Origin of the sequence: Pseudomonas sp. BMW13, from assembly GCF_013357275.1 — a bacterium.
GTDB lineage: Bacteria > Pseudomonadota > Gammaproteobacteria > Pseudomonadales > Pseudomonadaceae > Aquipseudomonas > Aquipseudomonas khazarica.
The window spans coordinates 148,296-172,433 of the sequence record NZ_SUKD01000005.1; the positions used below are offsets into that span (position 1 = coordinate 148,296).

The window sequence follows — 24,138 nt, forward strand, 5'->3', positions numbered from 1 at the left end:
TTCAGCTCGCGGTCGCCGGCGTGCGGGGCGTGCTCGCCACCTGCGCCACACCGGCCTCGAACTCTTCACGGAAATACTTGATGGCGCTGCCCAGCGGCTCCACCGCACCGGGTGCGTGGGCGCAGAAGGTCTTGCCCGGGCCGAGGAAGTTGACCAGCCCGAGCAGGGTCTGGATGTCTTCGGCGGTACCCTGCTTGCGCTCCAGGGCGCGGAGAATCTTCACGCTCCACGGCAGACCATCGCGGCACGGCGTGCACCAGCCACAGGACTCGCGGGCGAAGAACTCTTCCATGTTGCGCAGCAGGGAGACCATGTTGATCGAGTCGTCCACCGCCAGCGCCAGGCCGGTGCCCATGCGCGTACCGACCTTGGCGATGCCGCCAGCGTACATCTGCGCCTCGAGGTGCTCGGGCAGCAGGAAACCGGTACCGGCGCCGCCCGGCTGCCAGCACTTGAGCCGGTAGCCGTCGCGCATGCCGCCGGCATGCTCCTCGAACAGTTCGCGCGCGCTGACGCCGAACGGCAGCTCCCACAGGCCGGGGTTCTTCACCTTGCCGGAGAAGCCCATCAGCTTGGTGCCATGGTCTTCGCTGCCCGGACGGGCGAGGCTCTTGTACCAGTCGACACCGCCAGAAACGATGGCGGGCACGTTGCACAGGGTCTCGACGTTGTTGACGCAGGTCGGCTTGCCCCACACGCCGACGGCAGCGGGGAAGGGCGGTTTGGCGCGCGGGTTGGCGCGGCGGCCTTCGAGCGAGTTGATCAGCGCGGTTTCTTCGCCACAGATGTAGCGCCCGGCGCCGGTATGCACGAACAGCTCGAAATCGAAACCGGAGCCGAAGATGTTCTTGCCCAGCAGACCGGCAGCCTTGGCTTCCTCGATGGCGCGGTTGAGGTTGGCGGCGGCGTCGACGTATTCGCCGCGCAGGAAGATGTAGCCACGGTAGGCCTTGAGCGCGCGAGCCGAGATCAGCATGCCTTCCACCAGCAGGTGCGGCAGCTGCTCCATGAGCATGCGGTCCTTCCAGGTGTTGGGCTCCATCTCGTCCGCGTTGCACAGCAGGTAGCGGATGTTCAGGGATTCGTCGGCCGGCATCAGGCCCCACTTCACGCCCGTGGGGAAGCCTGCACCGCCGCGGCCCTTGAGACCGGATTCCTTGACGGTCTGCACGATGTCGGCCTGGGCCATCTCGGTCAGCGCCTTGCGTGCGGCGGCATAGCCGTTCTTCGCCTGGTACTCGGCCAGCCATACCGGCTGGGCGTCGTCGCGCAGGCGCCAGGTCAGCGGGTGGGTCTCTTCGCTGCGGGCGATGCGGTTGGCCGGGCCGCTGGAGGTGAGGGTCTTCATTTGTAGTCCTCCAGCAGCTTGGCTACGCCGTCCGCTCGAACGTCGCCGAAGGTGTCGTCGTCGATCATCACGGCCGGGGCCTTGTCGCAATTGCCCAGGCAGCACACCGGCAGCAGGGTGAAACGCTCGTCGGCGGTGGTCTGGCCGAGGCCGATGCCGAGCTGTTGCTGCATCTCGGCGAGCACCGACTCATGGCCACCGATGTAGCAGGTCATGCTGTCGCATACGCGGATGACGTGGCGGCCGACCGGCTGACGGAAGATCTGGCTGTAGAAGGTGGCGACGCCCTCGACGTCGCTGGCGGGGATGCCGAGGATCGCGCCAATGGCATCGGCGGCGCCGTCCGGCACCCAGCCGCGCTCCTTCTGCACGATCTTCAGCGCCTCGATGCTGGCGGCGCGCGGGTCTTCGTAGTGATGCATCTCGTGCTCGATGGCCGAGCGTTCGGTTTCGCTGAGGACGAAACGGTCTGTCTGGATTAGCGTGCTCATGATCAGCGGTCCACGTCGGCCATGACGAAGTCGATACTGCCCAGATAGGCAATCAGGTCCGCCACCATGCTGCCGCGAATCACTGCGGGGATCTGCTGCAGGTGGGCGAAGCTGGGGGTGCGAATCCGGGTGCGGTAGCTCATGGTGCTGCCGTCGCTCGTCAGGTAATAGCTGTTGATGCCCTTGGTCGCCTCGATCATCTGGAAGGCTTCGTTGGCCGGCATGACCGGGCCCCAGGAAACCTGCAGGAAGTGCGTGATCAGGGTCTCGATGTGCTGCAGCGTGCGCTCTTTCGGTGGCGGTGTGGTCAGCGGGTGGTCCGCCTTGTACGGGCCTTCCGGCATGTTCTTCAGGCACTGGTCGATGATGCGGATGCTCTGACGCATCTCTTCCACGCGGACCATGCAGCGGTCGTAGGCGTCGCCATTGGCGGCCAGCGGCACCTCGAACTCGAAGTTCTCGTAGCCGGAGTAGGGGCGCGCCTTGCGCAGGTCGAAGTCGCAGCCGGTGGCGCGCAGACCGGCACCGGTGGTGCCCCATTCCAGCGCTTCCCTGGTGTTGTACTGCGCCACGCCGATGGTGCGCGCCTTGAGGATGCTGTTCTTCAGTGCCGCCTTCTCGTACTCGTCGAGGCGCTTGGGCAGCCAGTCGACGAACTCCTTGACCAGCTTGTCCCAGCCACGAGGCAGGTCGTGGGCGACGCCGCCGATGCGGTACCAGGCCGGATGCAGGCGGAAGCCGGTGATGGCTTCGATCACCTTGTAGGCGCGCTGGCGGTCGGTGAAGGTGAAGAACACCGGGGTCATGGCGCCGACGTCCTGGATGTAGGTACCCAGGAACAGCAGGTGGCTGGTGATGCGGAAGAACTCGGCGAGCATCACGCGGATGGTGTCGACCTTCTGCGGCACCTTGATGCCGGCCAGCTTCTCCACGGCCAGCACGTAGGGCAGGTTGTTCATCACCCCGCCGAGGTAGTCGATGCGGTCGGTGTAGGGGATGAAGCTGTGCCAGCTCTGGCGCTCGGCCATCTTCTCGGCGCCACGGTGGTGGTAGCCGATCTCCGGCACGCAGTCGACGATCTCTTCACCGTCGAGCTGCAGGATGATGCGGAAGGCACCGTGCGCGGAAGGGTGGTTGGGGCCGAGGTTGAGGAACATGTAGTCCTCGTGCTCGCCGCCGCGTTTCATGCCCCAGTCCTCCGGGCGGAAGCGCGCGGCTTCTTCCTCGAGCTGCTGCTTGGCCAGGGTCAGGCTGAAGGGGTCGAACTCGGTGGCGCGCGCCGGATAGTCTTTGCGCAGCGGGTGGCCTTCCCAGGTCGGCGGCATCATGATGCGGCTCAGGTGCGGGTGGCCGGTGAAGGTGATGCCGTACAGGTCCCAGACCTCACGCTCGTACCAGTTGGCGTTGGGCCAGATGCCGGTGGCGCTCGGCAGGTTGAGATCGCCCTCGCGCAGCGCCACCTTGATCATCACGTCACTGTTACGCTCCAGCGACATCAGGTGGTAGAACACGGTGAAGTCGGCATCCGGCAGGCCGCGACGCTGGGTGCGCAGGCGCTCGTCGACGCCGTGCAGGTCATAGAGCATCACGTAGGGGCGCGGCAGCTTGCGCAGGCAGGTGAGCACCTCGATCAGGCGCTCGCGGGCGACCCAGAGAACCGGCATGCCGGTGCGGGTGCTTTGCAGGGTGAAACTGTCGTCGCCGAATTGGGCGCGCAGTTCGGCGACGACGTCCTGGTCGTCAGCCTTGTATGGCGGTATGGACACAACGGTGTCTGCAGTCATGGTCTCGGTCGCTATCGAACAACGTAGAAAGTGGGCGTGAGGCTTGCGCAGGCAAGCATCGGCTCAGACTTCGTCAGGGCTACGCAGGTTGGTAACGGCGATTCGCTGCTCGCGGCGCTGTTCCTTTTGCGAAGGCATTTCGGCACGGTAGATGCCTTGGTCGCCTACGACCCAGGATAGCGGGCGGCGCTCCTGGCCGATGGATTCCTGCAGCAGCATCAAGCCTTGCAGGAACGCCTCCGGACGGGGCGGGCAGCCGGGAATGTAGACGTCCACAGGGAGGAACTTGTCCACGCCCTGAACGACCGAGTAGATGTCGTACATGCCGCCGGAGTTGGCGCATGAACCCATGGAGATGACCCACTTGGGCTCCAGCATCTGCTCGTAGAGACGCTGGATGACCGGCGCCATCTTGATGAAGCAGGTGCCGGCGATGACCATGAAGTCGGCCTGACGCGGTGACGCACGAATGACTTCGGCGCCGAAGCGTGCGACGTCGTGCGGTGCGGTGAAGGCGGTGGTCATTTCCACATAGCAGCAAGAGAGGCCGAAGTTGTACGGCCACAGGGAATTCTTGCGCCCCCAGTTGACCGCGCCGTTCAGCACGTCCGAGAGCTTGCCCATGTAGATGTTCTTGTGAACCTGGTCCTCTAGCAGCGGGTCGGAGACGACCTCCCGCTGGCCGATCGGATACGCCTCATTGGGCGCATCGGGGTCGACCCGAGTAAGTTTGTATTGCATCGCCAAAGCCTCATTGTTTTAGCTTCGCCTGCCGTTCACGACGTCCCTGCGGTGCCCAATCGAGCGCGCCGATACGCCAAAGATAGACAAGACCTGCCAACAGAATTGCTATGAAAACTGTAGCTTCGATCAGGCCCGCCCAGCCGCTTTCGCGCACCGAGACAGCCCAAGCGAAGAGATAGAGGGCTTCAACGTCGAAGATCACGAAGAGCATCGCGACCAGATAGAACTTGGCTGACAGGCGCAGACGCGCGCTGCCGGTGGGAAGCATGCCCGACTCGAACGGCTCGTTCTTGCTGCGGCCCCACGCCTTGCTGCCAAGCAGGCTGGAGACGCCGAGCATGAAGGCGATGAGCCCACAGACACCCAGCAAGAAAACAGCGAAAGCCCAGTTCTGGGACATGGTCGTTACCGCATCAGGCATGCCGGTACTCCTTGAAATTAAGGAACGGCTTTTAATTTAGTAGTCGCCTAACGCCATCGAGGGCGCTGACGCAAAGTGTGTATACAATACTATGTGCACGCCAACTGTAAGTAAATTTTTCAGAGAAAAATTATTCTCGCAGTTTGATCATTTCTGTCGAGCTTGTGATTGACAGGCGCCCGCAGTGCCGTTCTTGAGCCTTTCGCTCGTCCCGTCGTCCCCGCAACTATAGCTGGCAACCCCTCGCTGGCAACTTTGCGCCGCAAATTCAGCTGACTAATCTGCCTTATTTCCGTCCCGGATGAGCCGCCGCGAAATGAGCAATTCATTGCCACTTTGGTGTTGGGGCGAAAGCAGCAGGTGCAGGCCCGTGTCATGGGCAAAGGTATAAGCAGAAGCCGCGATTATCACTAAACGATATGCCTTCTCGGGTGTTGCGCCCGCGATCTTGTACTAGCGTGCATGAATCGCCGGAGCGCGATGCATCATTGATCGAGCAGTGCCCACCAACCGCTGGGTCTGCGCTGTTGCCCCTGCCTGGGTATGCCGACCCTTCGTACGAATAACAAGATGAGGGGTTTTGCCATGCCTGTCGCCCAGTCCCTGTCGCGTGTCGTTCCTGTCGTTCTGCTACTCGCCCTGAGTGCGCCTGCCAGCGCCGAGCAGGGCGACTACAGCTTCTGGCAGACCTTGAGCAATCTGGTCTCCCCACCTGGGGCCGACAATCCGGTCACGCCGGCGCAGCGCGTCGGGCCTTATCCGCTGCTGGCCAATCCGAGCGGCTTCAACAGTGGCTTCAATGCTGGCAACTACTACGGCTGGCAGACCATCCAGATGGCGCCGGAAACCGGCGCGGTGTGCGGCAATGGCTCGCCCTACAAGTTCTTCATCAACCGGGTGCCGAATACCCGTAACACCATCGTCTACCTGGAGGGTGGCGGTGCCTGCTGGGACTACGCCAGCTGCAGCGGGCAGGCCGGCATTCGCGGCGCGCGCAACCCCGACGGGATCGCCGACGACTACATGTCGCTGCTCAACCCGGGGGCGAGCCTGGTCAGCCCGTTCGTGGTGCGCCTGCACCCCTGGACGCGGGTGAAGACGCAGAACTGGAACATGGTCTACGTGCCGTACTGCACCGGTGACATCTATTCCGGCGACAAGGTGGCGGTGTATGACGACCCGCAGGGGCAGCAGCAGCCCCTGGTCTGGCATCACAACGGCCTGCGCAACATGCGCGCCGTGGTGGGGTGGCTCAAGGACAACCTGCCGCGCCCCACGCAGATGCTGACCACGGGGTGCAGTGCCGGCGGCGCCGGCAGCCTGACCAACTATGCCAACCTGCGCCAGGACATGGCGCCCAGTCGCGGCTACCTGATCAACGACTCCGGGCCGGTCTACACCGCCCTGGCGGGGGACAACCAGCGCTACCCGTCCTATCCGCTGCAAGCCTTCATTCGTCAGGCCTGGGGCCTGGATGCCGAGCAGGGACCACTGCAGTACCTGCAGGCGCGCCTGCCGGGCTTCGACAGGAGCGACCTGGGCAGCCTCTACCCGGCGCTCTCGAGCAACCTGCCGGGTGATCGCATGGGCCATACACACTTCTGGCAGGACCTGAACTACTCCGCCTATTCCTACGAGCGCTTCTACCCGGAGATCGTCAACGCGCCGGACCAGGCGACCAAGGAAGCGCTGATCAAGCAACGCTGGGCGACCGATACGTCGCGCCTGCGCAGCCAGTTGGCCAGCCTGGGGAATGTCGGGGGCTACTTCCCGCAGTTTCGTGACGTCAACGAAAGCCACTGCACCAGCATCATCGAGTTCGCCAATGCCGATATCCAGGAGCAGAACCTGCAACTGGACAACTTCGTCAGCAGCGTGCTCGACGGCAGCGGGCAAGTGCTGGAAGCATCGGAAAGCAGTGATGTGGCCGACCGCAACAAGCCGTTCAATCTGCTGTATTACCTGCTCGACCAACTGCTCTGAACGGATGATCGGCTAGCGCTGCGGCGCTAGCTGTCGGGGCGCTGTCGATAGTTGCGTTCGCGCGCCTCCTGCAGACGCTGGCGCAGGTACTGATCGCGGGACAGGCCGTCGGGAATGCTCTGCAGGGCCAGCACTTCCTCGACGATGCGCTTCTCCTCGGCCTTGTAGCGTGCGAAGTTCGGGTCGACCCGTTGCGCCTGCCTGGCCTCGCGCTCTGCACTGAGGGCCTGGTAACGCCTGATCAGGGCTTCGGCGCGGCGCTTCTGTTCCTGCTCGTCTGTGCTGACGGCCTTGATCAGGCCGATCTGCAGCAGCAAGGCTTCGCTCAGCGCCAGCTCGCCCCGGCGTTCCAGTGCGTCGACGCCTTCACTCAGTTGCTGCGCTTGCGCCTCGCGGCCGTCAGCGTCGAGTTCGCTGGCGTGCTCGATGAAGCCTCGGTAACGCCGATGGAACTCCAGACGCCGTTCCTGCTGCTGAACTTCGGGTTTCGCCAGCAGTTGCAGCTGCTCCTCGCTGAGGTCGGCGGGGGCTGGCGCGGGGCTGCCTTGCGCGGCTTGTGCTGCGCGCGCCTGCACGGGCTGCGGGGTGGCGGAATGCGGGGTATCAGGACGCTGCCAGTACCAGGCGAGTGTCACGCTGCCCAATACGAGGCAGCTGCCGAACAGCAGGGAAGAGCGAGGCATTGGCAGTCCTTGCACGAGTCGAGTGTGTTCCAGCTTAGAAGCCGCGGCTGCGCCTTGCCTGTTCCATGCGTCGATTGCATGCGCCGCCCCTCGCGCGGTGGCGCGAGAGGGGCGCGGCTGGGTCAGAGCAGCGGCTTGCCGTCGTCGCGGGTGACGATCACGGTGGCCGAGCGTGGGCGGCGACCGGCACCGTCCGGCCAGGTACTGCGGAAGTTCGTCGAGGTCGAGCCTTCACCCGGGTGCTGGATGTTGACGAATAGCGTGCGGAAGTCCGGCGTGGCGGTGATGCCGGTGACCTCGCAACCAACCGGGCCGACCAGGAAGCGCTTGACCTCGCCGGTGACGGGTTCGGCCACCAGCATCTGGTTGTTGCCGAACGGGCCGCTGGCCAGCTGGCTGCCGCTCATGTCGGTCTGGATCCACAGGCGACCGTCGTTATCGAACCAGAGGCCGTCCGGGCTGGCCAGGCGATTGTCGGCGGTCAGCGGTCTGCCGTTGGGGTCGAGACTGTCGCCTTCCGGCCCGGCCAGCAGGAACAGGCTCCAGACGAACTCGCGGCCGGCATGATCGCGGCTCTGCTCGCGCCAGCGGATGATGTGACCATAGGCGTTGGCCGGGCGCGGGTTGGCTGCGTCCACGACGGTGCGCGAGGTGTTGTTGGTCAGGGTGAAATAGATGTCGCCGTTCTGCGGGTTCATCGCCCCCCATTCCGGCCGGTCCATCTTGGTGGCGCCCACGATGTCGGCCGCCAGGCGGGTGTTGATCAGCACCTCGCCCTGGTCGGCGAAGCTGACCCCGGCAGCCCTGCAGGCCGCCTGGAAGGCCTTGTTGCGGATGTCCAGGGCCAGCCATTCGCCCTTGCCATTGGCCTTGAAGCGCGCCACGTAGAGCGTGCCCTCGTCGAGCAGGCTGCCGTTGCTACGCCCCGGAACGTACTTGCCACGGCTGACGAACTTGTAGATGTACTCGTTCTGCGAGTCGTCGCCGGAGTAGCAGACCACCGGGCGCCCCGGCTTGGTCGGGGCGAACACCAGGCCCTCGTGGGCGAAGCGGCCCAGGGCGGTGCGTTTGACCGGTGCGGCTTCGGGGGCGAAGGGATCGATCTCGACGATCCAGCCGAAGTGGTTGGGTTCGTTGCGATAGTCGCCACTGGCGTTGGCGGCCAGGCGGGTGGCGTTGAAGCGCTGAAATTCGTCACCGGCCAGGTGATCCCAGCCGTAGCGGCTGGCACTGCCGACTCCGTAACGCGTCATTTCGCGCGGACGCTCGGCGTCGCCGCTGGCGAAGTAGCCGGCCCAGTTTTCCTCGCAGGTCAGGTAGGTGCCCCAGGGTGTGAAGCCGTTGGAGCAGTTGTTCAGCGTGCCGCGCGTGGCGGTGCCGTCCGGGCTGTAGCGGGTGCTGAGCAGGGCGTGGCCGCGCGCCGGGCCGCTGATCTGCATCGGTGTCGCGCCGGTGATGCGGCGATTGCGGGCGCTGGGCAGTACCTCCCACTGGCCGCGGTTGCGACGAACTTCCACCACCGAAACCCCGTGGGCGTTGATTTCCTTGCGGACCTCGTCGGCGCTGCTGCGCTTGCCGTCGACCAGCGTCGGGCCGTTGGGGTGCAGCAGCGGGGCGTCGATGTACTCGTGGTTGAGGACCAGCAGGCCGTGGTCGCTCTTGTGGCCGCCACCGCGCTGACCATCGATGGGGAAGAAGTGCATGCCGTCGTGGTGCATGCCCACCTGATCGGCCTGATCGGCGGCGCTGTTGCCGGCATTGTCGAGGAATGCCGGGAAGCTGCCGCGAATAGGCGTGCCCCAGGGAATGAAGGGTGTGGCCTTGTAGCCGGCCGGTACGCTGATGGTATCGGCACGGCCGGCCGCCACCGCCGTGAACGGCAGACGCTTGCCGCGTTTCTTCAGGCGTTCGAGCAGGTCCTTGAGCGGATTCCCGGCGGCTTCGGCACTGCCGGGCAGGGCGACGCCGAGGAAGCCCATGACACCGAGTGCCGCACCGCCTGCAACCACCTGGCGGCGGCTCAGTCCGGCCTCGATCAGGTCATTGATATGGGGGTTGCTGGAGGCGTTGCTGAGGGGTTCATCGCCATTGCCGAATAGCACGTCTTGCTCTTGTTCGATACGCACGGTGGGCTCCTTGATTGGGCTGATCGACGGAGCTATGACGCTAATCAAGGAAAACGACGGAATCGTGACAGTGCCTGCGCACTGCCGCACAAATCGGCCAGAAAAGGGCGCTCATGCGCCTGCCCGGCAGGTTGAACGCAGGGGATAAAAAAAAAGCCCCGGCAGGGCCGGGGCGGATTAGGCAAAAGAACTGCTGCGGATGCGTGGTCCGCAGCAGAGAACCGTTCTTAGTGGAACTGGTTCATGGTGTTGTCTTTACCGCTTGCCTTCAGAGCAGCTTCGCCAGCGAAGTACTCCTTGTGGTTGTCGCCGATGTCGGAGCCAGCCATGTTCTGGTGCTTGACGCAGGCGATGCCCTGACGCAGTTCCTGACGCTGAACGCCTTTCACGTAGGCCAGCATGCCCTGGTCGGCGAAGTAGCCCTTGGCCAGGTTGTCGGTGGACAGCGCGGCGGTGTGGTAGGTCGGCAGGGTGATCAGGTGGTGGAAGATACCGGCCTGAGCGGAACCATCGCGCTGGAAGGTGCGGATCTTCTCGTCGGCAACCTGAGCCAGTTCGGTCTCGTCGTACTCGACGCTCATCAGCTTGGCGCGGTCGTAGGCGGAAACATCCTTGCCTTCGGCGGCCATGGCGTCGAACACCTGCTGGCGGAAGTTCAGGGTCCAGTTGAAGGACGGGCTGTTGTTGTAAACCAGCTTGGCGTTCGGGATGACTTCGCGGATGCGGTCAACCATGCCCTTGATCTGGCCAACGTGCGGCTTCTCGGTTTCGATCCACAGCATGTCGGCGCCGTTCTGCAGGCTGGTGATGCAGTCCAGTACGCAGCGGTCTTCGCCAGTGCCCTTGCGGAACTGGAACAGGTTGGACGGCAGACGCTTCGGACGCAGCAGCTTGCCTTCGCGCTTGATCACGACATCACCGTTGCCCAGCTCGGCGTCGGAGATTTCGTCGCAGTCGAGGAAGGAGTTGTACAGGTCGCCCAGGTCGCCCGGCTCTTTGGTCACGGCGATCTGCTTGGTCAGACCGGCACCCAGGGAGTCGGTACGAGCGACGATCACGCCGTTGTCGATGCCCAGCTCGAGGAACGCGTAGCGAACGGCAGCGATCTTGGCGAGGAAGTCGGCGTGTGGAACGGTCACTTTGCCGTCCTGGTGGCCGCACTGCTTCTCGTCGGAAACCTGGTTCTCGATCTGGATGCAGCAGGCACCGGCTTCGATCATGCGCTTGGCCAGCAGGTAGGTGGCTTCCGGGTTACCGAAGCCAGCGTCGATGTCGGCGATGATCGGGACGATGTGGGTCTCGTGGTTGTCGATCTGCGCCTGGATCTCGGCAGCCTTGGCGTGGTCGCCAGCCTCACGGGCGGCGTCCAGGGCGGTGAACAGCAGGTCCAGCTCGCGGCTGTCAGCCTGGCGCAGGAAGGTGTACAGCTCTTCGATCAGGTCGGAGACGGCAGTCTTCTCGTGCATCGACTGGTCCGGCAGCGGGCCGAAGTCGGAACGCAGGGCCGCGACCATCCAGCCGGACAGGTACAGGTAGCGCTTGTTGGTGGTCTTCAGGTGCTTCTTGATCGAGATCAGCTTCTGCTGACCGATGAAGCCGTGCCAGCAGCCCAGGGACTGGGTGTAGACGGACGAATCGGCGTCGTACTCGGCCATGTCCTTGCGCATGATGTCAGCGGTGTACTGAGCGATTTCCAGACCGGTCTTGAAGCGGTTCTGAGCGCGCATACGGGCGACGGACTCTGGGTTGATAGCGCTCCAGCTGCTGCCGAATTTCTCTTTCAGAGCGGCTACAGCCTTGATGTCGTTTTGATATGCGGACATGGTCAATCCTTCAGAAAATGTGTTGGTTGAGCACCGACTACCCACTCAATGCGCGCACGGATGCAGCGGCTGCGGGAGGCTTCCACTTGAACGGCGAGAAAACGGCTGGGGCGAGGATGTACCGCGAGGAGGGGGGATGCAGCTAACAGTTCGGTGACGTCGCCGGTGCGGGTCGGCTCGTGGAAACCTTGGGCACCTGCTGGGCTTTCGATCTGTCTGACGCTAAACGCTTCCCCGTCCCTCAGGACAACTACGTTCCAGTCGCAACCTCGTCGTACGGCCTTGTGGGCTGTTGGGACACGGATCGTCGCGAAGTACTTCGCGGGCGATCTGGAGATCCTTTTCAGGACCCCTGGCTAGCGGGAGCGAGGCCATCATGCCTCTGGTGAAATGCTTCGTCAAACGTTTTGTAGTGGTTTTTTAAAACTACTACATATTCAGTAGGTGACCGGCTGGTCATTGATGGCAGCCCATGGGGCGGGCGTTTCAGGCATTTCGCGGGCTGCGCGCACTGTCCATGCTACGCAGGGCGAAAGGGGCATGCGACTTTGGTCGGGGGTCAGTCGAGGGCTTCGACCTTGAGGCGCAGCGACATGTCTTCGCGGCCTTGCGTGGTGTGACGGCGCAGCACGTCGCGGCCGTCGGAACTGGTTTCCTCGCTGACGCCACCCAGGGTGATCCACTCGCCGAGCCGACCACTGACGCGGGTGTCGGTGCTCTGCACGTCGATCACGTTGGAGCGGCTACTGCTGACGCGGTCACGCTGGCTGCTGATGGTCACGTGCACCAGTTCGCCGGACAGGCTGGCCGTCACGTAGACGCCACGCGTCACGTCGCGATACTGGGTGTCCTGATAGACCTGGCCGTAGGGGCCGGTGCTGGTGGTGGTCAGCGGCACGCTCTGGCCCACCTGGATCAGCGCCGGATAGCCTTCGGTCGCCTGCACCTGCTGGGTGCCGCCGCCACGGCTGTCGGTGCTGCGGCGGATGATGCGCACCTGGTCGCGACCATTCACCTCGCCGCGCCCCACCTGGACCTCGGCGTTGCCGGCGCTGAGCGTGCCGTCGACGCGGTAGCCGCGATCGTTCTGGTAATTGCTGTCGCTGCTCTCCACGGTAATCAGCAGCCGGCGAGGCTGGGTGTCGAGCTGCTGCAGAAGCAGGCGAACTTCGCCGATCTTGCCCGGCGATGCGTTGACGATCAGTTGATTGCCATAGGCGCTGACCCTGCCTTCGTTGCCCAGCATCGACTGCACCACACCGAGCACGTCGTCGGCGGTGCGGTAGTTCAGTGGTATCACTTCGGTCGCCGCATGCAGGGGCAGGCACAGACCAAGGAGCAGGGTGGCGAGCAGCGTGCGCAGGGTCATAGCAGAAAGCTCCGCAGGTCAGGATCGGTGATGCTGGTATCCCAGGCCTGATCGAACTGGGCCTGGCGCTGGCGCACGCGCGCCGGGTCGGCATACAGCGCGTAGCCGGCCTGCTGGTCGAGCTCGGGGCGCAGCAGCAGGCCTCTGTCGTCGGCGATCAGGTAGGCCAGTTCGTCACTGGGATAATCGGGGTTGAGCTTGCGGATATGCAGATTGGACGACAGCCGCCGGGACAGGGTGAGCAGGCGGTGACCATCCTTCACCGCGCGTGTCGGATCGCGCAACAGGATGCGCAGGCGCGCGCGCGGACTGGAGAGCAGGAAGCGGGTGCAGGCCTGCTGCACGCTGCTGTGGTGATACAGCCATGGCTCCAGATCGTCGCTGTACAGGCACAGGCTGCGCTGCGCCTGCTGGATCAGCGCCAGGACGTGGGCGCGGGCCTCCTGCGGCTGGCTGAAGCGCTCCAGGCGCTCGTGCTGGCCGAGGATGAAGGGCGCCGGCTCCCACTGCGCGGCATCTGGCGTGACGGGCTCGGGATTGTGCACGGCAAAACGCCCCGGCGACTCGAATTCGATAGCCGCCAGCTCGCTGGGCGCTTGCGTATCGTCCGTATCGACCGGGGCGTCTTCGTTGTCCATCGCTTCCTCTACTGGCTGGTGCGCACCATGTCCACGTGCGGGATGCCGGCGTCGAGATATTCGTCGCTGACTATCCTGAAGCCTAGCCTTTCATAGAACGGCGTGGCATGCACCTGAGCGGTGAGCATTTGCTGACGCAGGCCGCGCTTTTCCGCCTCGGCGATCACCGCTTGCATCAGCGTCTCGCCCACCTTGAGGCCGCGCCAGTCCTTGAGCACCGAGACGCGGCCGATATGGCCGTCGGGCAGCAGGCGCGCCGTGCCGACCGCGTAGTCGCCTTCCTCGACGAGAAAATGCACGGCATCGGCGTCCTCGGCGTCCCACTCCAGTTCCGGCGGAACGGACTGTTCGGCGACGAAAACGGTGTCCCGAATCCGCCGCAGCTCGGCATTGTCCTTATGCCAGTCCGCCACGCGGACAGTGATCTCACTCATCGGCGAACCCCAGGCTTCCCTGTTTGACCAGTTCCCAGAGCAGGGTACGCCCTTCGTCGTCGGCCAGCCAGGCGCCGAGGTTCTCGACATGCAGCGCGTCGGCGCTGCAGATCAGCTTCAGCAGTTCGCGCAGGCGAGCCGTGACCAGGCGGCTCTGGCCGCTGGCGAACAGCACCAGGTCTTCGCCGACTTCCGACCAGGCCATGCGTGCGCTGGGGTTGCGGATGATGATCGCGCCATCTTCCAGGGCGCCGAGGAAATCCTCTTCACCGATCTCGATGCCGGCGACCAGCTCGGGGTACTTGGGCTCGGTCATGAACTGGCCGAACCAGGTCATCAGCAGGCGCTCGTCACTCATGTGCTCGTTGAGCAGGGCCTTGAGGCGCTCCAGGGCGTCGCGCTGGATCTGGTGCGGATCTTCGCTCGGCTGGATGTCGGCGTCGCTGTAGCGCTCCTCGTCGGGCAGGAACTGGCCGAGGAAATCGGTGAAATGGGTCAGTACTTCGGCAGCGCTTGGCGCGCGGAAGCCCACGGAATAGGTCATGCAATCATCCTCGGCAATGCCGTTGTGGGCCAGGCACGGCGGCAGATAGAGCATATCGCCGGGCTCCAGCACCCACTCATCAGTTGGTTCGAATTCGGCCAGGATCTTCAGATCGGCGTGGGGGAGCAGCGGGCTGTCGGAATCGCACATCTGGCCCACTTGCCAGCGGCGATGGCCATGGGCCTGCAGCAGGAATACGTCGTAGTTGTCGAAATGCGGGCCGACGCCGCCACCGGGGGCGGCGAAGCTGATCATCAGGTCGTCGATGCGCCACTTGGGCAGGAACTTGAAGTCCTCCAGCAGCTCTGCAACCTCGGGCACGAACTGGTCGACCGCCTGAATCAGCAGGGTCCAGTCGCGTTCCGGCAGGTCCTGGAAGGTGTCCTCGTTGAACGGGCCGCGCTGCAGTTCCCAGGGGCGCTCCCCATGCTCGATCACCAGGCGCGATTCGACTTCCTCTTCCAGCGCCAGCCCCGCCAGTTCGTCCGGGCTGATCGGACTCTCGAAATCGGGGATGGCCTGGCGCACCAGCAGCGGTTTCTTCTGCCAGTAGTCGCGCAGGAACTCACGGGCTGTGAGGCCACCCAGCAATTGCAGCGGAGTATCAGGATTCATCGCTAAGCCCTTGAAATAGATAAAAACCTTTAAACAAAAACGCCCGGCTCAGCCGGGCGTCCTCGAGGCTGGTGTCGCTCAGATGCGCTTGGCCTGGGCCACGGCGTTACCGATGTAGCGCGCCGGGGTCAGTTGCTTGAGCTCTTCCTTGGCGGCGGTCGGCATGTCCAGGCCGTCGATGAAGGCCAGCAGGGCCTCGGGGCTGATGCCCTTGCCGCGGGTCAGCTCCTTGAGCTTCTCGTAGGGGTTCTCGATGGCGTAACGGCGCATCACGGTCTGGATCGGCTCGGCGAGCACTTCCCAGCAGGCATCCAGGTCTTCAGCAATACGTTGAGCATTGAGCTCCAATTTGCTGATTCCCTTGAGGCTTGCTTCGTAGGCGATGACGCTGTGGGCGAAACCGACGCCGAGGTTGCGCAGCACGGTGGAGTCGGTCAGGTCACGCTGCCAGCGGGAGATCGGCAGCTTGCTGGCCAGGTGCTGGAAGATCGCATTGGCGATGCCCAGGTTGCCTTCGGAGTTCTCGAAGTCGATCGGGTTGACCTTGTGCGGCATGGTCGAGGAGCCGATCTCGCCCGCGATGGTCTTCTGCTTGAAGTAACCGAGGGAGATGTAGCCCCACACGTCGCGATCGAAGTCGATCAGGATGGTGTTGAAGCGGGCAATGGCGTCGAACAGCTCGGCGATGTAGTCGTGCGGCTCGATCTGGGTAGTGTAGGGGTTCCAGGTCAGGCCCAGGTCACCTTCGATGAACTGGCGGGCGTTGGCTTCCCAGTCGATGCTCGGGTAGGCCGACAGGTGCGCGTTGTAGTTGCCCACGGCGCCGTTGATCTTGCCCAGCAGCGGCACGGCGGCGACTTGCGCGATCTGCCGCTCGAGGCGGTAGACGACGTTGGCCAGTTCCTTGCCCAGGGTGGTCGGCGAGGCCGGCTGGCCGTGGGTGCGCGACAGCATCGGCACGTCGGCGAACTTCACCGACAGTTCGCGAATGGCGCCTGCCAGCTGCTTCATCAGCGGCAGCAGCACGCCGTCGCGACCTTCACGCAGCATCAGCGCGTGGGACAGGTTGTTGATGTCCTCGCTGGTGCAGGCGAAGTGGATGAATTCGCTGACCTTGTCCAGCTCCGGCAGCTTGGCGGCCTGCTCCTTGAGCAGGTATTCCACGGCCTTGACGTCGTGGTTGGTGGTGCGCTCGATTTCCTTCACCCGCTCGGCGTGCTCGACGGCGAAGCTTTCCGCCAGCTCGTTGAGCAGGGCGTTGGCTTCGGCGGAGAAGGGCGCCACTTCCGGGATGCCTTCGTGCGCGGCCAGGCGCTGCAGCCAGCGCACTTCGACCAGTACGCGGCTACGGATCAGACCGTATTCGCTGAAGATGGGGCGCAGGGCGCTGGTTTTGCCGGCGTAGCGGCCGTCGACGGGGGAAACCGCGGTGAGCGAGGAAAGCTGCATGTGGGCGTTCTCGGGCTGTCGGGCTGATCAGTCGTTCGGGTGCCGCGTTGCGTCGGGCCTGCTTGGGTGAAACGGGCCTTGGCTCGCGCGCCAGGACGACCTCTGAAGAAAAGGGCGCATATCATACATGAAAACCAACGCTTCGCCGCCTATGCGCTGCGTCTGGCGACCGATAGCAGGCTGGCGGCGAAAATCAGCGCCGCGCCGAGCAGCGACAGAGTGTCCGGTGTCTCGTCCCAGAGCAGCCAGGCGATGATGCCGCCGAAGACGATGGCCAGGTAGGCGAAGGGGCCGATCAGCCCCGGCGGCGCGAGGCCGTAGGCGCGGGACATGATGATCTGGCTGGCGGTGGCCAGCAGGCCGATGCCGACGAGCCAGCCCAGCTGGGTGGCGTCCAGCGGCTGCCAGCTCCAGGTCAGCGGAATGGCGGAAAACAGCGCGCTGAACAGCGAGAAGTAGAAAACGATGCGGGTGGCCGGCTCGCTGTCGCTCATTTCACGGATGGAAACGAAGGCGAAGGCTGCCAGCAGGCTGGCGGCCAGGCCGATCAGGGCGGCACCCTCGAACAGTGCGGCACTGGGCTTGGCCACCAGCAGCACGCCGCACAGGCCGACGAGGCTGCTGACCAGCATGCGTCGGGTCAGCGGCTCCTTCAGCCAGAGATGGGCGATCAGCGGGGTGAAGACCGGCGCCGAGTAGGTGAACAGCATGGCGTCAGCCAGGGGCAGGTGGGCGATGGCGTAGAAGAAGCAGTACATCGCCGCCAGGCCGTAGGTGGTGCGCCACAGGTGCGACTTGAGGCGAGTGGTGCGCATCGGCGCGACGCCGCGGACCAGGACCAGGGGCAGGAAGAACAGCACGCCGACCAGGTTGCGGAAGAACACCACCGACTCGTTGTTGACGCTGACGGATATCTCGCGAATACCAACGCCGGTAAAGGCGAACAACAGGGCCGAGAGCGCCAGCAGCAGGGCACCCTGGAGGGGTTTGACGCTGCGGCTGGCTGGGCTCATGGTCAGGTGCGCATCAGTTCATAGAGTTCTTTGAGCAGCTTGCCGCGGCTGAATACCAACTGCCAGCGGTGTCCGCCCAGTTGTCGCCACAGGCGTGCCGAACGGATGCCGGCCAGCAGCAGGGAGCGAATCTTCGCGGCATTGTTCGGCTGCTGCAGGAAGCGCATGTCACCATGCACCTGAATGCGCTGGCGGAACGTGCTGATGGTGTCCTGATACAGGCCGCCGCACGCCGCGATGACGTTGTCGTGCACCAGGCCGAAATGTTCCACCTGCTGCTGGATCTGATCGAGACGGCTGCCCATGATCTGCAGCATGTCGTCGCGCTTGTCGAGTTGCCGCTCCAGGCCGATGAGGGCCAGGGAATAGCGCAGCGGTTCGCGCTGCAAGGCGGCCGGATTGCGCTCCAGGGAGCTGATCAGGGCGCGATAGCCGTCACGCAGGTTGAGGTCGTCGCCGCCATACACGTCCAGCGTGCTCTTCGGGTCGCGTACCAGCAGACTGCCGAGCATGCAGCTCATCGAGGCTTCGCTGACCTGGCCGGTGCGGGCGATCTTGTCCGCCAGCACGGCCGCTTCGAACACGGCGCCGAGTGCAACCAGTTGCTCCTGAAGCGGGGTCATTGGGCGCCCTCGTGCCAGGCTTCTGCGCTTTCGATCACGCCGCCGCCGAGGCACACCTCGCCGTCGTAGAACACCACGGACTGCCCCGGGGTGACGGCGCGCTGCGGCTCGTCGAAGACGGCGCGGTAGCCGTTCTCGCTCTGCTCCAGGGTGCAGAGCTGGTCGCGCTGGCGATAGCGCACCTTGGCGGTCAGGCGACGCGGGCTGCTCAGGTCCACCGGGTTGACCCAGTAGATTTCCGAGGCGAGCAGGGCGCGGGAGAACAGCCAGGGGTGTTCGTTGCCCTGGCCGACGATCAGCACGTTGCGCGTCAGGTCCTTGCGCAGCACGTACCAGGGATCATCGCCGGCGTCCTTCATGCCGCCGATACCGAGGCCCTGGCGCTGGCCGATGGTGTGGTACATCAGGCCGTGATGGCGCCCGATCACCTGGCCGTCGGTGGTTTCGATGTCGCCCGGCTGGGCAGGCAAATACTGCTTGAGGAAGTCGCTGAAACGGCGCTCACCGATGAAGCAGATGCCGGTGGAATCCTTTTTCTTCGCCGTGGCCAGCTCGTACTTCTCGGCAATGGCGCGTACCTGTGGTTTTTCCAGCTCGCCAACCGGGAACAGGGTCTTGGCGATCTGCTCGCCGCCGACGGCATGCAGGAAATAGCTCTGGTCCTTGTTCGGGTCCAGTCCCTTGAGCAGCTCGGTGCGGCCGTCGATATCGCGGCGGCGCACATAGTGCCCGGTGGCGATCAGGTCGGCGCCGAGCGACAGGGCGTAGTCGAGGAAGGCTTTGAACTTGATCTCGCGGTTGCACAGGATGTCCGGGTTCGGCGTGCGTCCGGCCTTGTATTCGGCGAGGAAATGCTCGAACACGTTGTCCCAGTACTCGGCGGCGAAGTTGGCGGTGTGCAGCTTGATGCCGATGCGGTCGCATACGGCCTGGGCGTCGGCCAGGTCGTCCATGGCGGTGCAGTACTCGGTACCGTCGTCTTCGTCCCAGTTCTTCATGAACAGGCCTTCGACCTGATAGCCCTGTTCCATCAGCAGCAGGGCGGAAACGGACGAATCGACGCCGCCGGACATGCCGACGATCACGCGTTGGGTGCTAGGTGCTTGCATGGGAATCTGCGAGTGAAGCCTGAAAAGCTGCCGAGTCTACCAGAAAGCCTTGGTCCGCCCCACACGACGACGCGCCGCGTGCGCGGGATCGGCGTTGCCGCCGCGACGGTCAGTCACGGAGCAGCTCCAGTGAGCCGCTGACACCCTGCAGATAATCATCCACGCAGCGCAGTACCAGCTCGCTGCGCCAGCGTTCGGGTTGTGCGGCCAGTTCGTCACGGCTCAGCCAGGTGATGCCGCTGATGTCGCTGTCCAGTTCGCGCGCGGGGTCATGGTGTAGCGGGCGGGCGCTGAAGCACACACGCTGGTAGGTCACGCCGTTGCTTGGCGCGGTGTAGAGGTAGATGCCCAGAAGGCCGGTCAGCTCCACGTCCCAGCCGGTTTCCTCGAGCGTTTCACGTAGTGCGGCTTCGCGCAGCGATTCGTTGGCTTCCAGGTGTCCGGCAGGCTGGTTGAGTACCAGGCGCCCGGCCTTGAACTCTTCGACGAAGAGGAAGCGGCCCTGGTCTTCGATGACCGTGGCCACGGTGATATGGGGTTGCCACTGCATGTCGTTGGCTCCGCAGGGAAGTGTTGAAGGGCAGGGGGTCGCGCTGTAAAAAAGAACCCCGGCACGGGGCCGGGGTTCTTTTCACGCTCAAGCCCTATCAGGCGTTCAGCGAGGCCAGAGCGGCGTTGAAGGTGTTGCTGGGGCGCATCACCTTGCTGGTCAGCTCGGGGTTGGAGCGGTAGTAGCCGCCGATGTCGGCCGGCTTGCCCTGTACGGCAGCCAGTTCGGCAACGATGGTGGCTTCCTGCTCGGTGAGCTGCTTGGCCAGCGGTGCGAAGTGAGCCTTCAGGGCTGCGTCGTCGTCCTGGGCGGCCAGGGCCTGGGCCCAGTACAGGGCCAGGTAGAAGTGGCTGCCGCGGTTGTCGATTTCACCGACCTTGCGCGCCGGGGACTTGTTGTTGTCCAGCAGCTTGCCAGTGGCCTGGTCCAGGGTCTTGCCGAGAACCTTGGCCTTGGCGTTGCTGGTCTTGATCCCGGTTTCTTCCAGGGACACGGCCAGGGCCAGGAATTCGCCGAGCGAATCCCAGCGCAGGTAGTTCTCTTCGACCAGCTGCTGCACGTGCTTGGGTGCCGAGCCGCCGGCGCCGGTTTCGTACATGCCGCCGCCCGCCATCAGCGGAACGATGGACAGCATCTTGGCCGAGGTGCCCAGCTCCATGATCGGGAACAGGTCGGTCAGGTAGTCACGCAGGACGTTGCCGGTCACCGAGATGGTGTCCTGGCCGCGAATCTGGCGCTCCATGCTGGCACGGATGGCTTCGTTGTAGCCCATGATGCTGATGTCCAGGCCGGTCAGGTCGTGGTCCTGCAGGTACAGCTCGACCTTCTTGCGCAGTTCGCAGTCGTGGGCGCGCTCCGGGTCCAGCCAGAAGATGGCCGGAGTAGCGGATTGACGGGCGCGGGTGACGGCCAGCTTGACCCAGTCGCGGATCGGCGCGTCCTTGGTCTGGCAGGCACGCCAGATGTCACCGGCTTCGACTTCGTGCTGCATCAGCACGCTGCCGTCGGCAGCGACGACGCGCATGGTGCCGTCGGCGGTCATTTCGAAGGTCTTGTCGTGAGAGCCGTATTCTTCGGCTTTCTGCGCCATCAGGCCGACGTTCGGTACGGTGCCCATGGTGGTCGGGTCGAACGCGCCGTTGGTTTTGCAGAAGTTGATCATCTCCTGGTAGATGCGCGCGTAGGTGCTCTCCGGCATGACGGCCTTGGTGTCTTTCTGCTTGCCGTCCTTGCCCCACATCTGACCGGAGTTGCGGATCATCGCCGGCATCGAGGCGTCGACGATCACGTCGCTCGGGATGTGCAGGTTGGTGATGCCCTTGACCGAGTCGACCATGGCCATTTCCGGGCGATGGGCGTAGACCTCGTGGATGTCGTGGAGGATTTCTTCCTGCTGCGAGGCCGGCAGCGACTTGATCTTGTCGTAGACGCTGCTGATGCCGTTGTTCGGATTGACGCCCAGTTCCTTGAACAGGTCGCCGTACTTGTCGAACACGTCCTTGTAGTAGACGCTGACGGCATGGCCGAAGACGATCGGGTGGGAGACCTTCATCATGGTCGCCTTGACGTGCAGGGACCACATAACGCCGGTCTCCTTGCAGTCCTGCAGGGTCTTCTCGAAGAAGTCACGCAGCTTGCGGCAGCTCATGAACATGCTGTCGAACACTTCGCCTTCCTGCAGGGCGAGTTGCTTCTTGACTTCGACCTTGCCGTCCTTGCCGACGAACTCGATACGCACGTCACCGGCCTTGGCCATGGTGATCGATTGCTCGCTGGAGAAGAAGTCGCCGCCGCGCATGTAGTCGGCGTGGGACTGCGAGGCCATGCTCCACTTGCCCATGCTGTGCGGGTGCTTGCGGGCGTAGGCCTTGACGGCGGCCGGGGCGCGGCGGTCGGAGTTGCCTTCACGCAGGACCGGGTTCACGGCGCTGCCCAGGACCTTGGCGTAACGCGCGCGAACTTCTTTGTCTTCTTCGCTCTGCGGGTCTTCCGGGAAATTGGGGATGGCGTAGCCCTGTGCCTGCAGTTCGGCGATGGCAGCCTTGAGCTGCGGCACGGAGGCGCTGATGTTCGGCAGCTTGATGATGTTGGCGTCGGCCTGCAGGGTCAGCTCGGCCAGTTTGGCGAGGTCGTCGTCGATGCGCTTGTCGGCGTCCAGGCGGTCGGCAAAGCTTGCCAGGATCCGTCCAGCAAGAGAGATGTCGCGGGTTTCAACGGAGATGTCAGCCGAGGCGGCAAAGGCTTCCACAATGGGCAGAAGCGAGTAGGTGGCAAGGGCTGGAGCTTCGTCGGTGAAGGTGTAGATGATCTTCGAAGGGGTGGACATTTAGGGTTAACTCTCTTCTTTGCTGAGCGCGCATAGAAACTCGACCTGCGCGGGTAGGCGCTTGAGCCCCAGGATGGTGGGGCCGGGTCGAGGACTCGCCGCGGTGATGTTGGATGCACCCGTAGAGTGTCGAGCATTTCGAACCGACAGGCAGTGGTGGCCGTCTACCGGTTGCAAGAGGCTGCTGTCTGGTTCCAGTCAGGTCGCCCCTTATGACTCGTTAGTCACCTAAGCAGTATACCACTGCGGCACCTCGCCGCAGAATGCCCAGTTGAATAAGACCTTCGCACATGTGTCTCGCCAAGCGGTTTGCGCTACTCTCGGGGATGCACACTGTCTAACCACAAGATGGAGTCCAGCATGGGATACCAAAAGATCCAGGTGCCAGCCAGCGGTGACAAAATCACCGTCAACGCCGATATGTCACTGAATGTACCGAACAACCCCATCATCCCCTTCATCGAGGGTGATGGCATCGGCGTCGATATTTCTCCGGTGATGATCAAGGTCGTCGACGCGGCCGTCGAGAAAGCCTATGGCGGCACCCGCAAGATCTCCTGGATGGAAGTTTACGCCGGCGAGAAGGCCACCCAGGTCTACGACCAGGACACCTGGCTGCCGAAAGAAACCCTGGAGGCCGTGCGTGATTACGTGGTCTCGATCAAGGGGCCGCTGACCACGCCTGTCGGTGGCGGCATCCGTTCGCTCAACGTGGCCCTGCGCCAGGAGCTCGATCTGTACGTCTGCCTGCGCCCGGTGCGCTGGTTCGAGGGCGTGCCCAGCCCGGTGAAGAAGCCGGGCGACGTGGATATGGTGATCTTCCGCGAGAACTCCGAAGACATCTATGCCGGTGTCGAGTGGAAGGCCGGCAGCGCCGAGGCGGAGAAGGTCATCAAGTTCCTCACCGAGGAAATGGGCGTCAAGAAGATCCGCTTCACCGACATGTGCGGCATCGGCATCAAGCCGGTTTCCGAGGCGGGCACCAAGCGTCTGGTGCGCAAGGCACTGCAGTATGCGGTCGACAACGATCGTGGCTCGGTGACCCTGGTGCACAAGGGCAACATCATGAAGTTCACCGAAGGTGCCTTCAAGGAGTGGGGCTACGAGATTGCCCGTGAGGAGTTCGGCGCCGAACTGCTCGATGGCGGCCCGTGGATGCAGTTCAAGAACCCGAAGACCGGCAAGAACATCGTGGTCAAGGACGTGATCGCCGACGCCATGCTGCAGCAGATCCTGCTGCGCCCGGCCGAGTATGACGTGATCGCCACGCTCAACCTCAACGGTGACTACCTGTCCGACGCCCTGGCGGCCGAGGTCGGGGGCATCGGCATCGCGCCGGGGGCCAACCTGTCGGATTCGGTGGCAATGTTCGAGGCCACTCACGGTACTGCGCCTAAGTACGCCGGCCAGGACAAGGTCAACCCGGGTTCGGTCATCCTCTCGGCTGAGATGATGCTGCGCCACATGGGCTGGGGCGAGGCCGCCGACCTGATCATCAAGGGCACCAATGGCGCGATCGCGGCCAGGACTGTCACTTATGACTTCGAGCGCCTGATGGAGGGTGCGACCCTGCTGTCGTGCTCCGAGTTCGGTGACGCGATGATCAGCCACATGTGATCGGATACTCGATCAGCGCATGAAAAAAAGGCCGGTCACATGACCGGCCTTCTTGTGGCGATTTGCCAGGATGCTCAGACTTCGACAGTGCTCGCGATATCTTGCGCCTGGGGTACGGCCGCTGGGGCGTCCTGAGTGGCGGTCACCGCGCTGATATTGATGGCATGCAGTCCTTTGGGACCCTGCACGATCTCGAAGCGGACCGGCTGGCCGGCCTTGAGCGTTTTATAACCGTCCATCTGGATGGCCGAGTAGTGGGCGAACAGGTCCTCATCTCGGCCGTCGGCCAGGATGAATCCATAGCCTTTGGCGTTGTTGAACCACTTGACCTTACCGCTGAGCATGCTGATATCCCTCTGCAAAGGACTCCATCTCTGGAGTATCATCCACTTCGATTCCGCGCGATAACCGACCAGGCTGGGCGAAGGCGTGGAACCCCTGATACCCA

Annotated in this window: 21 protein-coding genes; 2 read left to right on the forward strand and 19 right to left on the reverse strand. The window is 63.8% G+C overall.

The window, feature by feature from the left end; genetic code table 11:
- Nucleotide 1: 1 nt before the first annotated feature.
- From nuoF to E4487_RS05790, 5 genes are all read right to left on the reverse strand, one after another.
- Complete coding sequence (gene nuoF, locus E4487_RS05770) at nt 2–1,348, reverse strand: NADH-quinone oxidoreductase subunit NuoF (protein ID WP_134675884.1); 1,347 nt, start codon at nt 1,346–1,348, stop codon at nt 2–4.
- Nucleotides 1,345–1,845, reverse strand: coding sequence for an NADH-quinone oxidoreductase subunit NuoE (gene nuoE / locus E4487_RS05775; RefSeq protein WP_175252955.1), 501 nt, complete (start codon nt 1,843–1,845; stop codon nt 1,345–1,347). The genes nuoF and nuoE overlap by 4 nt, the downstream gene beginning before the upstream one ends.
- On the reverse strand, nt 1,842–3,623 hold the full coding sequence (gene nuoC, locus E4487_RS05780; RefSeq protein WP_037055874.1) for an NADH-quinone oxidoreductase subunit C/D: 1,782 nt from the start codon (nt 3,621–3,623) through the stop codon (nt 1,842–1,844). The genes nuoE and nuoC overlap by 4 nt, the downstream gene beginning before the upstream one ends.
- Nucleotides 3,624–3,686: 63 nt before the next feature.
- Entirely contained in the window at nt 3,687–4,364 is a 678-nt protein-coding gene (locus E4487_RS05785; RefSeq protein WP_037055875.1) for an NADH-quinone oxidoreductase subunit B family protein, read from the reverse strand.
- Nucleotides 4,365–4,374: 10 nt separating this feature from the next.
- Complete coding sequence (locus tag E4487_RS05790) at nt 4,375–4,788, reverse strand: NADH-quinone oxidoreductase subunit A (protein ID WP_037055877.1); 414 nt, start codon at nt 4,786–4,788, stop codon at nt 4,375–4,377.
- A gap of 585 nt (nt 4,789–5,373) precedes the next feature.
- On the opposite strand from E4487_RS05790, the gene E4487_RS05795 reads away from it, so the two are divergent.
- Entirely contained in the window at nt 5,374–6,771 is a 1,398-nt protein-coding gene (locus E4487_RS05795; RefSeq protein WP_037055878.1) for a pectin acetylesterase-family hydrolase, read from the forward strand.
- A gap of 26 nt (nt 6,772–6,797) precedes the next feature.
- Here E4487_RS05795 and E4487_RS05800 read toward each other — a convergent pair whose 3' ends face one another.
- The 13 genes from E4487_RS05800 to E4487_RS05860 all read right to left on the reverse strand — a co-directional run bounded on the left by E4487_RS05800 (nt 6,798) and on the right by E4487_RS05860 (nt 22,073).
- Complete coding sequence (locus tag E4487_RS05800) at nt 6,798–7,454, reverse strand: hypothetical protein (protein ID WP_134675883.1); 657 nt, start codon at nt 7,452–7,454, stop codon at nt 6,798–6,800.
- A 122-nt stretch (nt 7,455–7,576) separates the two neighbouring features.
- Nucleotides 7,577–9,580, reverse strand: a complete 2,004-nt coding sequence (locus E4487_RS05805; RefSeq protein WP_134675882.1) for a PhoX family phosphatase — start codon at nt 9,578–9,580, stop codon at nt 7,577–7,579.
- A gap of 227 nt (nt 9,581–9,807) precedes the next feature.
- A complete protein-coding gene (locus E4487_RS05810) occupies nt 9,808–11,403 on the reverse strand; it encodes an isocitrate lyase (protein WP_037055884.1) in 1,596 nt (531 codons plus the stop codon).
- 559 nt (nt 11,404–11,962) lie between these two features.
- Nucleotides 11,963–12,772 (reverse strand): secretin N-terminal domain-containing protein, encoded by an 810-nt coding sequence (locus E4487_RS05815; RefSeq protein ID WP_175252898.1) that lies wholly within the window; start codon nt 12,770–12,772, stop codon nt 11,963–11,965.
- Nucleotides 12,769–13,410: a hypothetical protein gene (locus E4487_RS05820; protein WP_037055887.1), complete on the reverse strand. Its 642-nt coding sequence runs from the start codon at nt 13,408–13,410 to the stop codon at nt 12,769–12,771. The genes E4487_RS05815 and E4487_RS05820 overlap by 4 nt, the downstream gene beginning before the upstream one ends.
- Before the next feature lie 8 nt (nt 13,411–13,418).
- Nucleotides 13,419–13,844: a GNAT family N-acetyltransferase gene (locus E4487_RS05825; protein WP_037055889.1), complete on the reverse strand. Its 426-nt coding sequence runs from the start codon at nt 13,842–13,844 to the stop codon at nt 13,419–13,421.
- Nucleotides 13,837–15,003 (reverse strand): cupin domain-containing protein, encoded by a 1,167-nt coding sequence (locus E4487_RS05830; RefSeq protein ID WP_037055891.1) that lies wholly within the window; start codon nt 15,001–15,003, stop codon nt 13,837–13,839. Before E4487_RS05830 ends, E4487_RS05825 begins: the two co-directional genes overlap by 8 nt.
- A gap of 78 nt (nt 15,004–15,081) precedes the next feature.
- Complete coding sequence (purB, locus tag E4487_RS05835; protein ID WP_175252899.1) at nt 15,082–16,452, reverse strand: adenylosuccinate lyase; 1,371 nt, start codon at nt 16,450–16,452, stop codon at nt 15,082–15,084.
- Nucleotides 16,453–16,601: 149 nt separating this feature from the next.
- Nucleotides 16,602–17,465 (reverse strand): DMT family transporter, encoded by an 864-nt coding sequence (locus E4487_RS05840; RefSeq protein WP_134675878.1) that lies wholly within the window; start codon nt 17,463–17,465, stop codon nt 16,602–16,604.
- Between the two features lie 2 nt (nt 17,466–17,467).
- Entirely contained in the window at nt 17,468–18,088 is a 621-nt protein-coding gene (gene hflD, locus E4487_RS05845) for a high frequency lysogenization protein HflD (RefSeq protein ID WP_037055898.1), read from the reverse strand.
- Complete coding sequence (gene mnmA / locus E4487_RS05850) at nt 18,085–19,197, reverse strand: tRNA 2-thiouridine(34) synthase MnmA (RefSeq protein ID WP_150609539.1); 1,113 nt, start codon at nt 19,195–19,197, stop codon at nt 18,085–18,087. Before mnmA ends, hflD begins: the two co-directional genes overlap by 4 nt.
- A 109-nt stretch (nt 19,198–19,306) precedes the next feature.
- Entirely contained in the window at nt 19,307–19,747 is a 441-nt protein-coding gene (locus E4487_RS05855) for an NUDIX hydrolase (protein ID WP_134675875.1), read from the reverse strand.
- Nucleotides 19,748–19,844: 97 nt separating this feature from the next.
- Nucleotides 19,845–22,073: an NADP-dependent isocitrate dehydrogenase gene (locus E4487_RS05860; RefSeq protein WP_134675874.1), complete on the reverse strand. Its 2,229-nt coding sequence runs from the start codon at nt 22,071–22,073 to the stop codon at nt 19,845–19,847.
- Nucleotides 22,074–22,433: 360 nt separating this feature from the next.
- On the opposite strand from E4487_RS05860, the gene icd reads away from it, so the two are divergent.
- The gene (gene icd / locus E4487_RS05865; protein ID WP_037055905.1) at nt 22,434–23,690 is read left to right on the forward strand and encodes an NADP-dependent isocitrate dehydrogenase; all 1,257 of its coding nucleotides are present in this window, start codon (nt 22,434–22,436) and stop codon (nt 23,688–23,690) included.
- 74 nt (nt 23,691–23,764) lie between these two features.
- Here icd and cspD read toward each other — a convergent pair whose 3' ends face one another.
- Nucleotides 23,765–24,034: a cold shock domain-containing protein CspD gene (gene cspD / locus E4487_RS05870; RefSeq protein ID WP_037055906.1), complete on the reverse strand. Its 270-nt coding sequence runs from the start codon at nt 24,032–24,034 to the stop codon at nt 23,765–23,767.
- Nucleotides 24,035–24,138 lie beyond the last annotated feature (104 nt).

What these genes read in the sequence shown, in the direction of transcription:
- E4487_RS05860 (WP_134675874.1), bottom strand. Translation starts at nt 22,073, where the DNA reads ATGTCCACCCCTTCGAAGATCATCTACACCTTCACCGACGAAGCTCCA.
- E4487_RS05790 (WP_037055877.1), bottom strand. Translation starts at nt 4,788, where the DNA reads ATGCCTGATGCGGTAACGACCATGTCCCAGAACTGGGCTTTCGCTGTT.
- hflD (WP_037055898.1), bottom strand. Translation starts at nt 18,088, where the DNA reads ATGACCCCGCTTCAGGAGCAACTGGTTGCACTCGGCGCCGTGTTCGAA.
- E4487_RS05785 (WP_037055875.1), bottom strand. Translation starts at nt 4,364, where the DNA reads ATGCAATACAAACTTACTCGGGTCGACCCCGATGCGCCCAATGAGGCG.
- mnmA (WP_150609539.1), bottom strand. Translation starts at nt 19,197, where the DNA reads ATGCAAGCACCTAGCACCCAACGCGTGATCGTCGGCATGTCCGGCGGC.
- E4487_RS05820 (WP_037055887.1), bottom strand. Translation starts at nt 13,410, where the DNA reads ATGGACAACGAAGACGCCCCGGTCGATACGGACGATACGCAAGCGCCC.
- E4487_RS05815 (WP_175252898.1), bottom strand. Translation starts at nt 12,772, where the DNA reads ATGACCCTGCGCACGCTGCTCGCCACCCTGCTCCTTGGTCTGTGCCTG.
- E4487_RS05830 (WP_037055891.1), bottom strand. Translation starts at nt 15,003, where the DNA reads ATGAATCCTGATACTCCGCTGCAATTGCTGGGTGGCCTCACAGCCCGT.
- purB (WP_175252899.1), bottom strand. Translation starts at nt 16,452, where the DNA reads ATGCAGCTTTCCTCGCTCACCGCGGTTTCCCCCGTCGACGGCCGCTAC.
- E4487_RS05795 (WP_037055878.1), top strand. Translation starts at nt 5,374, where the DNA reads ATGCCTGTCGCCCAGTCCCTGTCGCGTGTCGTTCCTGTCGTTCTGCTA.
- E4487_RS05855 (WP_134675875.1), bottom strand. Translation starts at nt 19,747, where the DNA reads ATGCAGTGGCAACCCCATATCACCGTGGCCACGGTCATCGAAGACCAG.
- icd (WP_037055905.1), top strand. Translation starts at nt 22,434, where the DNA reads ATGGGATACCAAAAGATCCAGGTGCCAGCCAGCGGTGACAAAATCACC.
- cspD (WP_037055906.1), bottom strand. Translation starts at nt 24,034, where the DNA reads ATGCTCAGCGGTAAGGTCAAGTGGTTCAACAACGCCAAAGGCTATGGA.
- nuoF (WP_134675884.1), bottom strand. Translation starts at nt 1,348, where the DNA reads ATGAAGACCCTCACCTCCAGCGGCCCGGCCAACCGCATCGCCCGCAGC.
- nuoC (WP_037055874.1), bottom strand. Translation starts at nt 3,623, where the DNA reads ATGACTGCAGACACCGTTGTGTCCATACCGCCATACAAGGCTGACGAC.
- E4487_RS05840 (WP_134675878.1), bottom strand. Translation starts at nt 17,465, where the DNA reads ATGAGCCCAGCCAGCCGCAGCGTCAAACCCCTCCAGGGTGCCCTGCTG.
- E4487_RS05810 (WP_037055884.1), bottom strand. Translation starts at nt 11,403, where the DNA reads ATGTCCGCATATCAAAACGACATCAAGGCTGTAGCCGCTCTGAAAGAG.
- E4487_RS05800 (WP_134675883.1), bottom strand. Translation starts at nt 7,454, where the DNA reads ATGCCTCGCTCTTCCCTGCTGTTCGGCAGCTGCCTCGTATTGGGCAGC.
- E4487_RS05825 (WP_037055889.1), bottom strand. Translation starts at nt 13,844, where the DNA reads ATGAGTGAGATCACTGTCCGCGTGGCGGACTGGCATAAGGACAATGCC.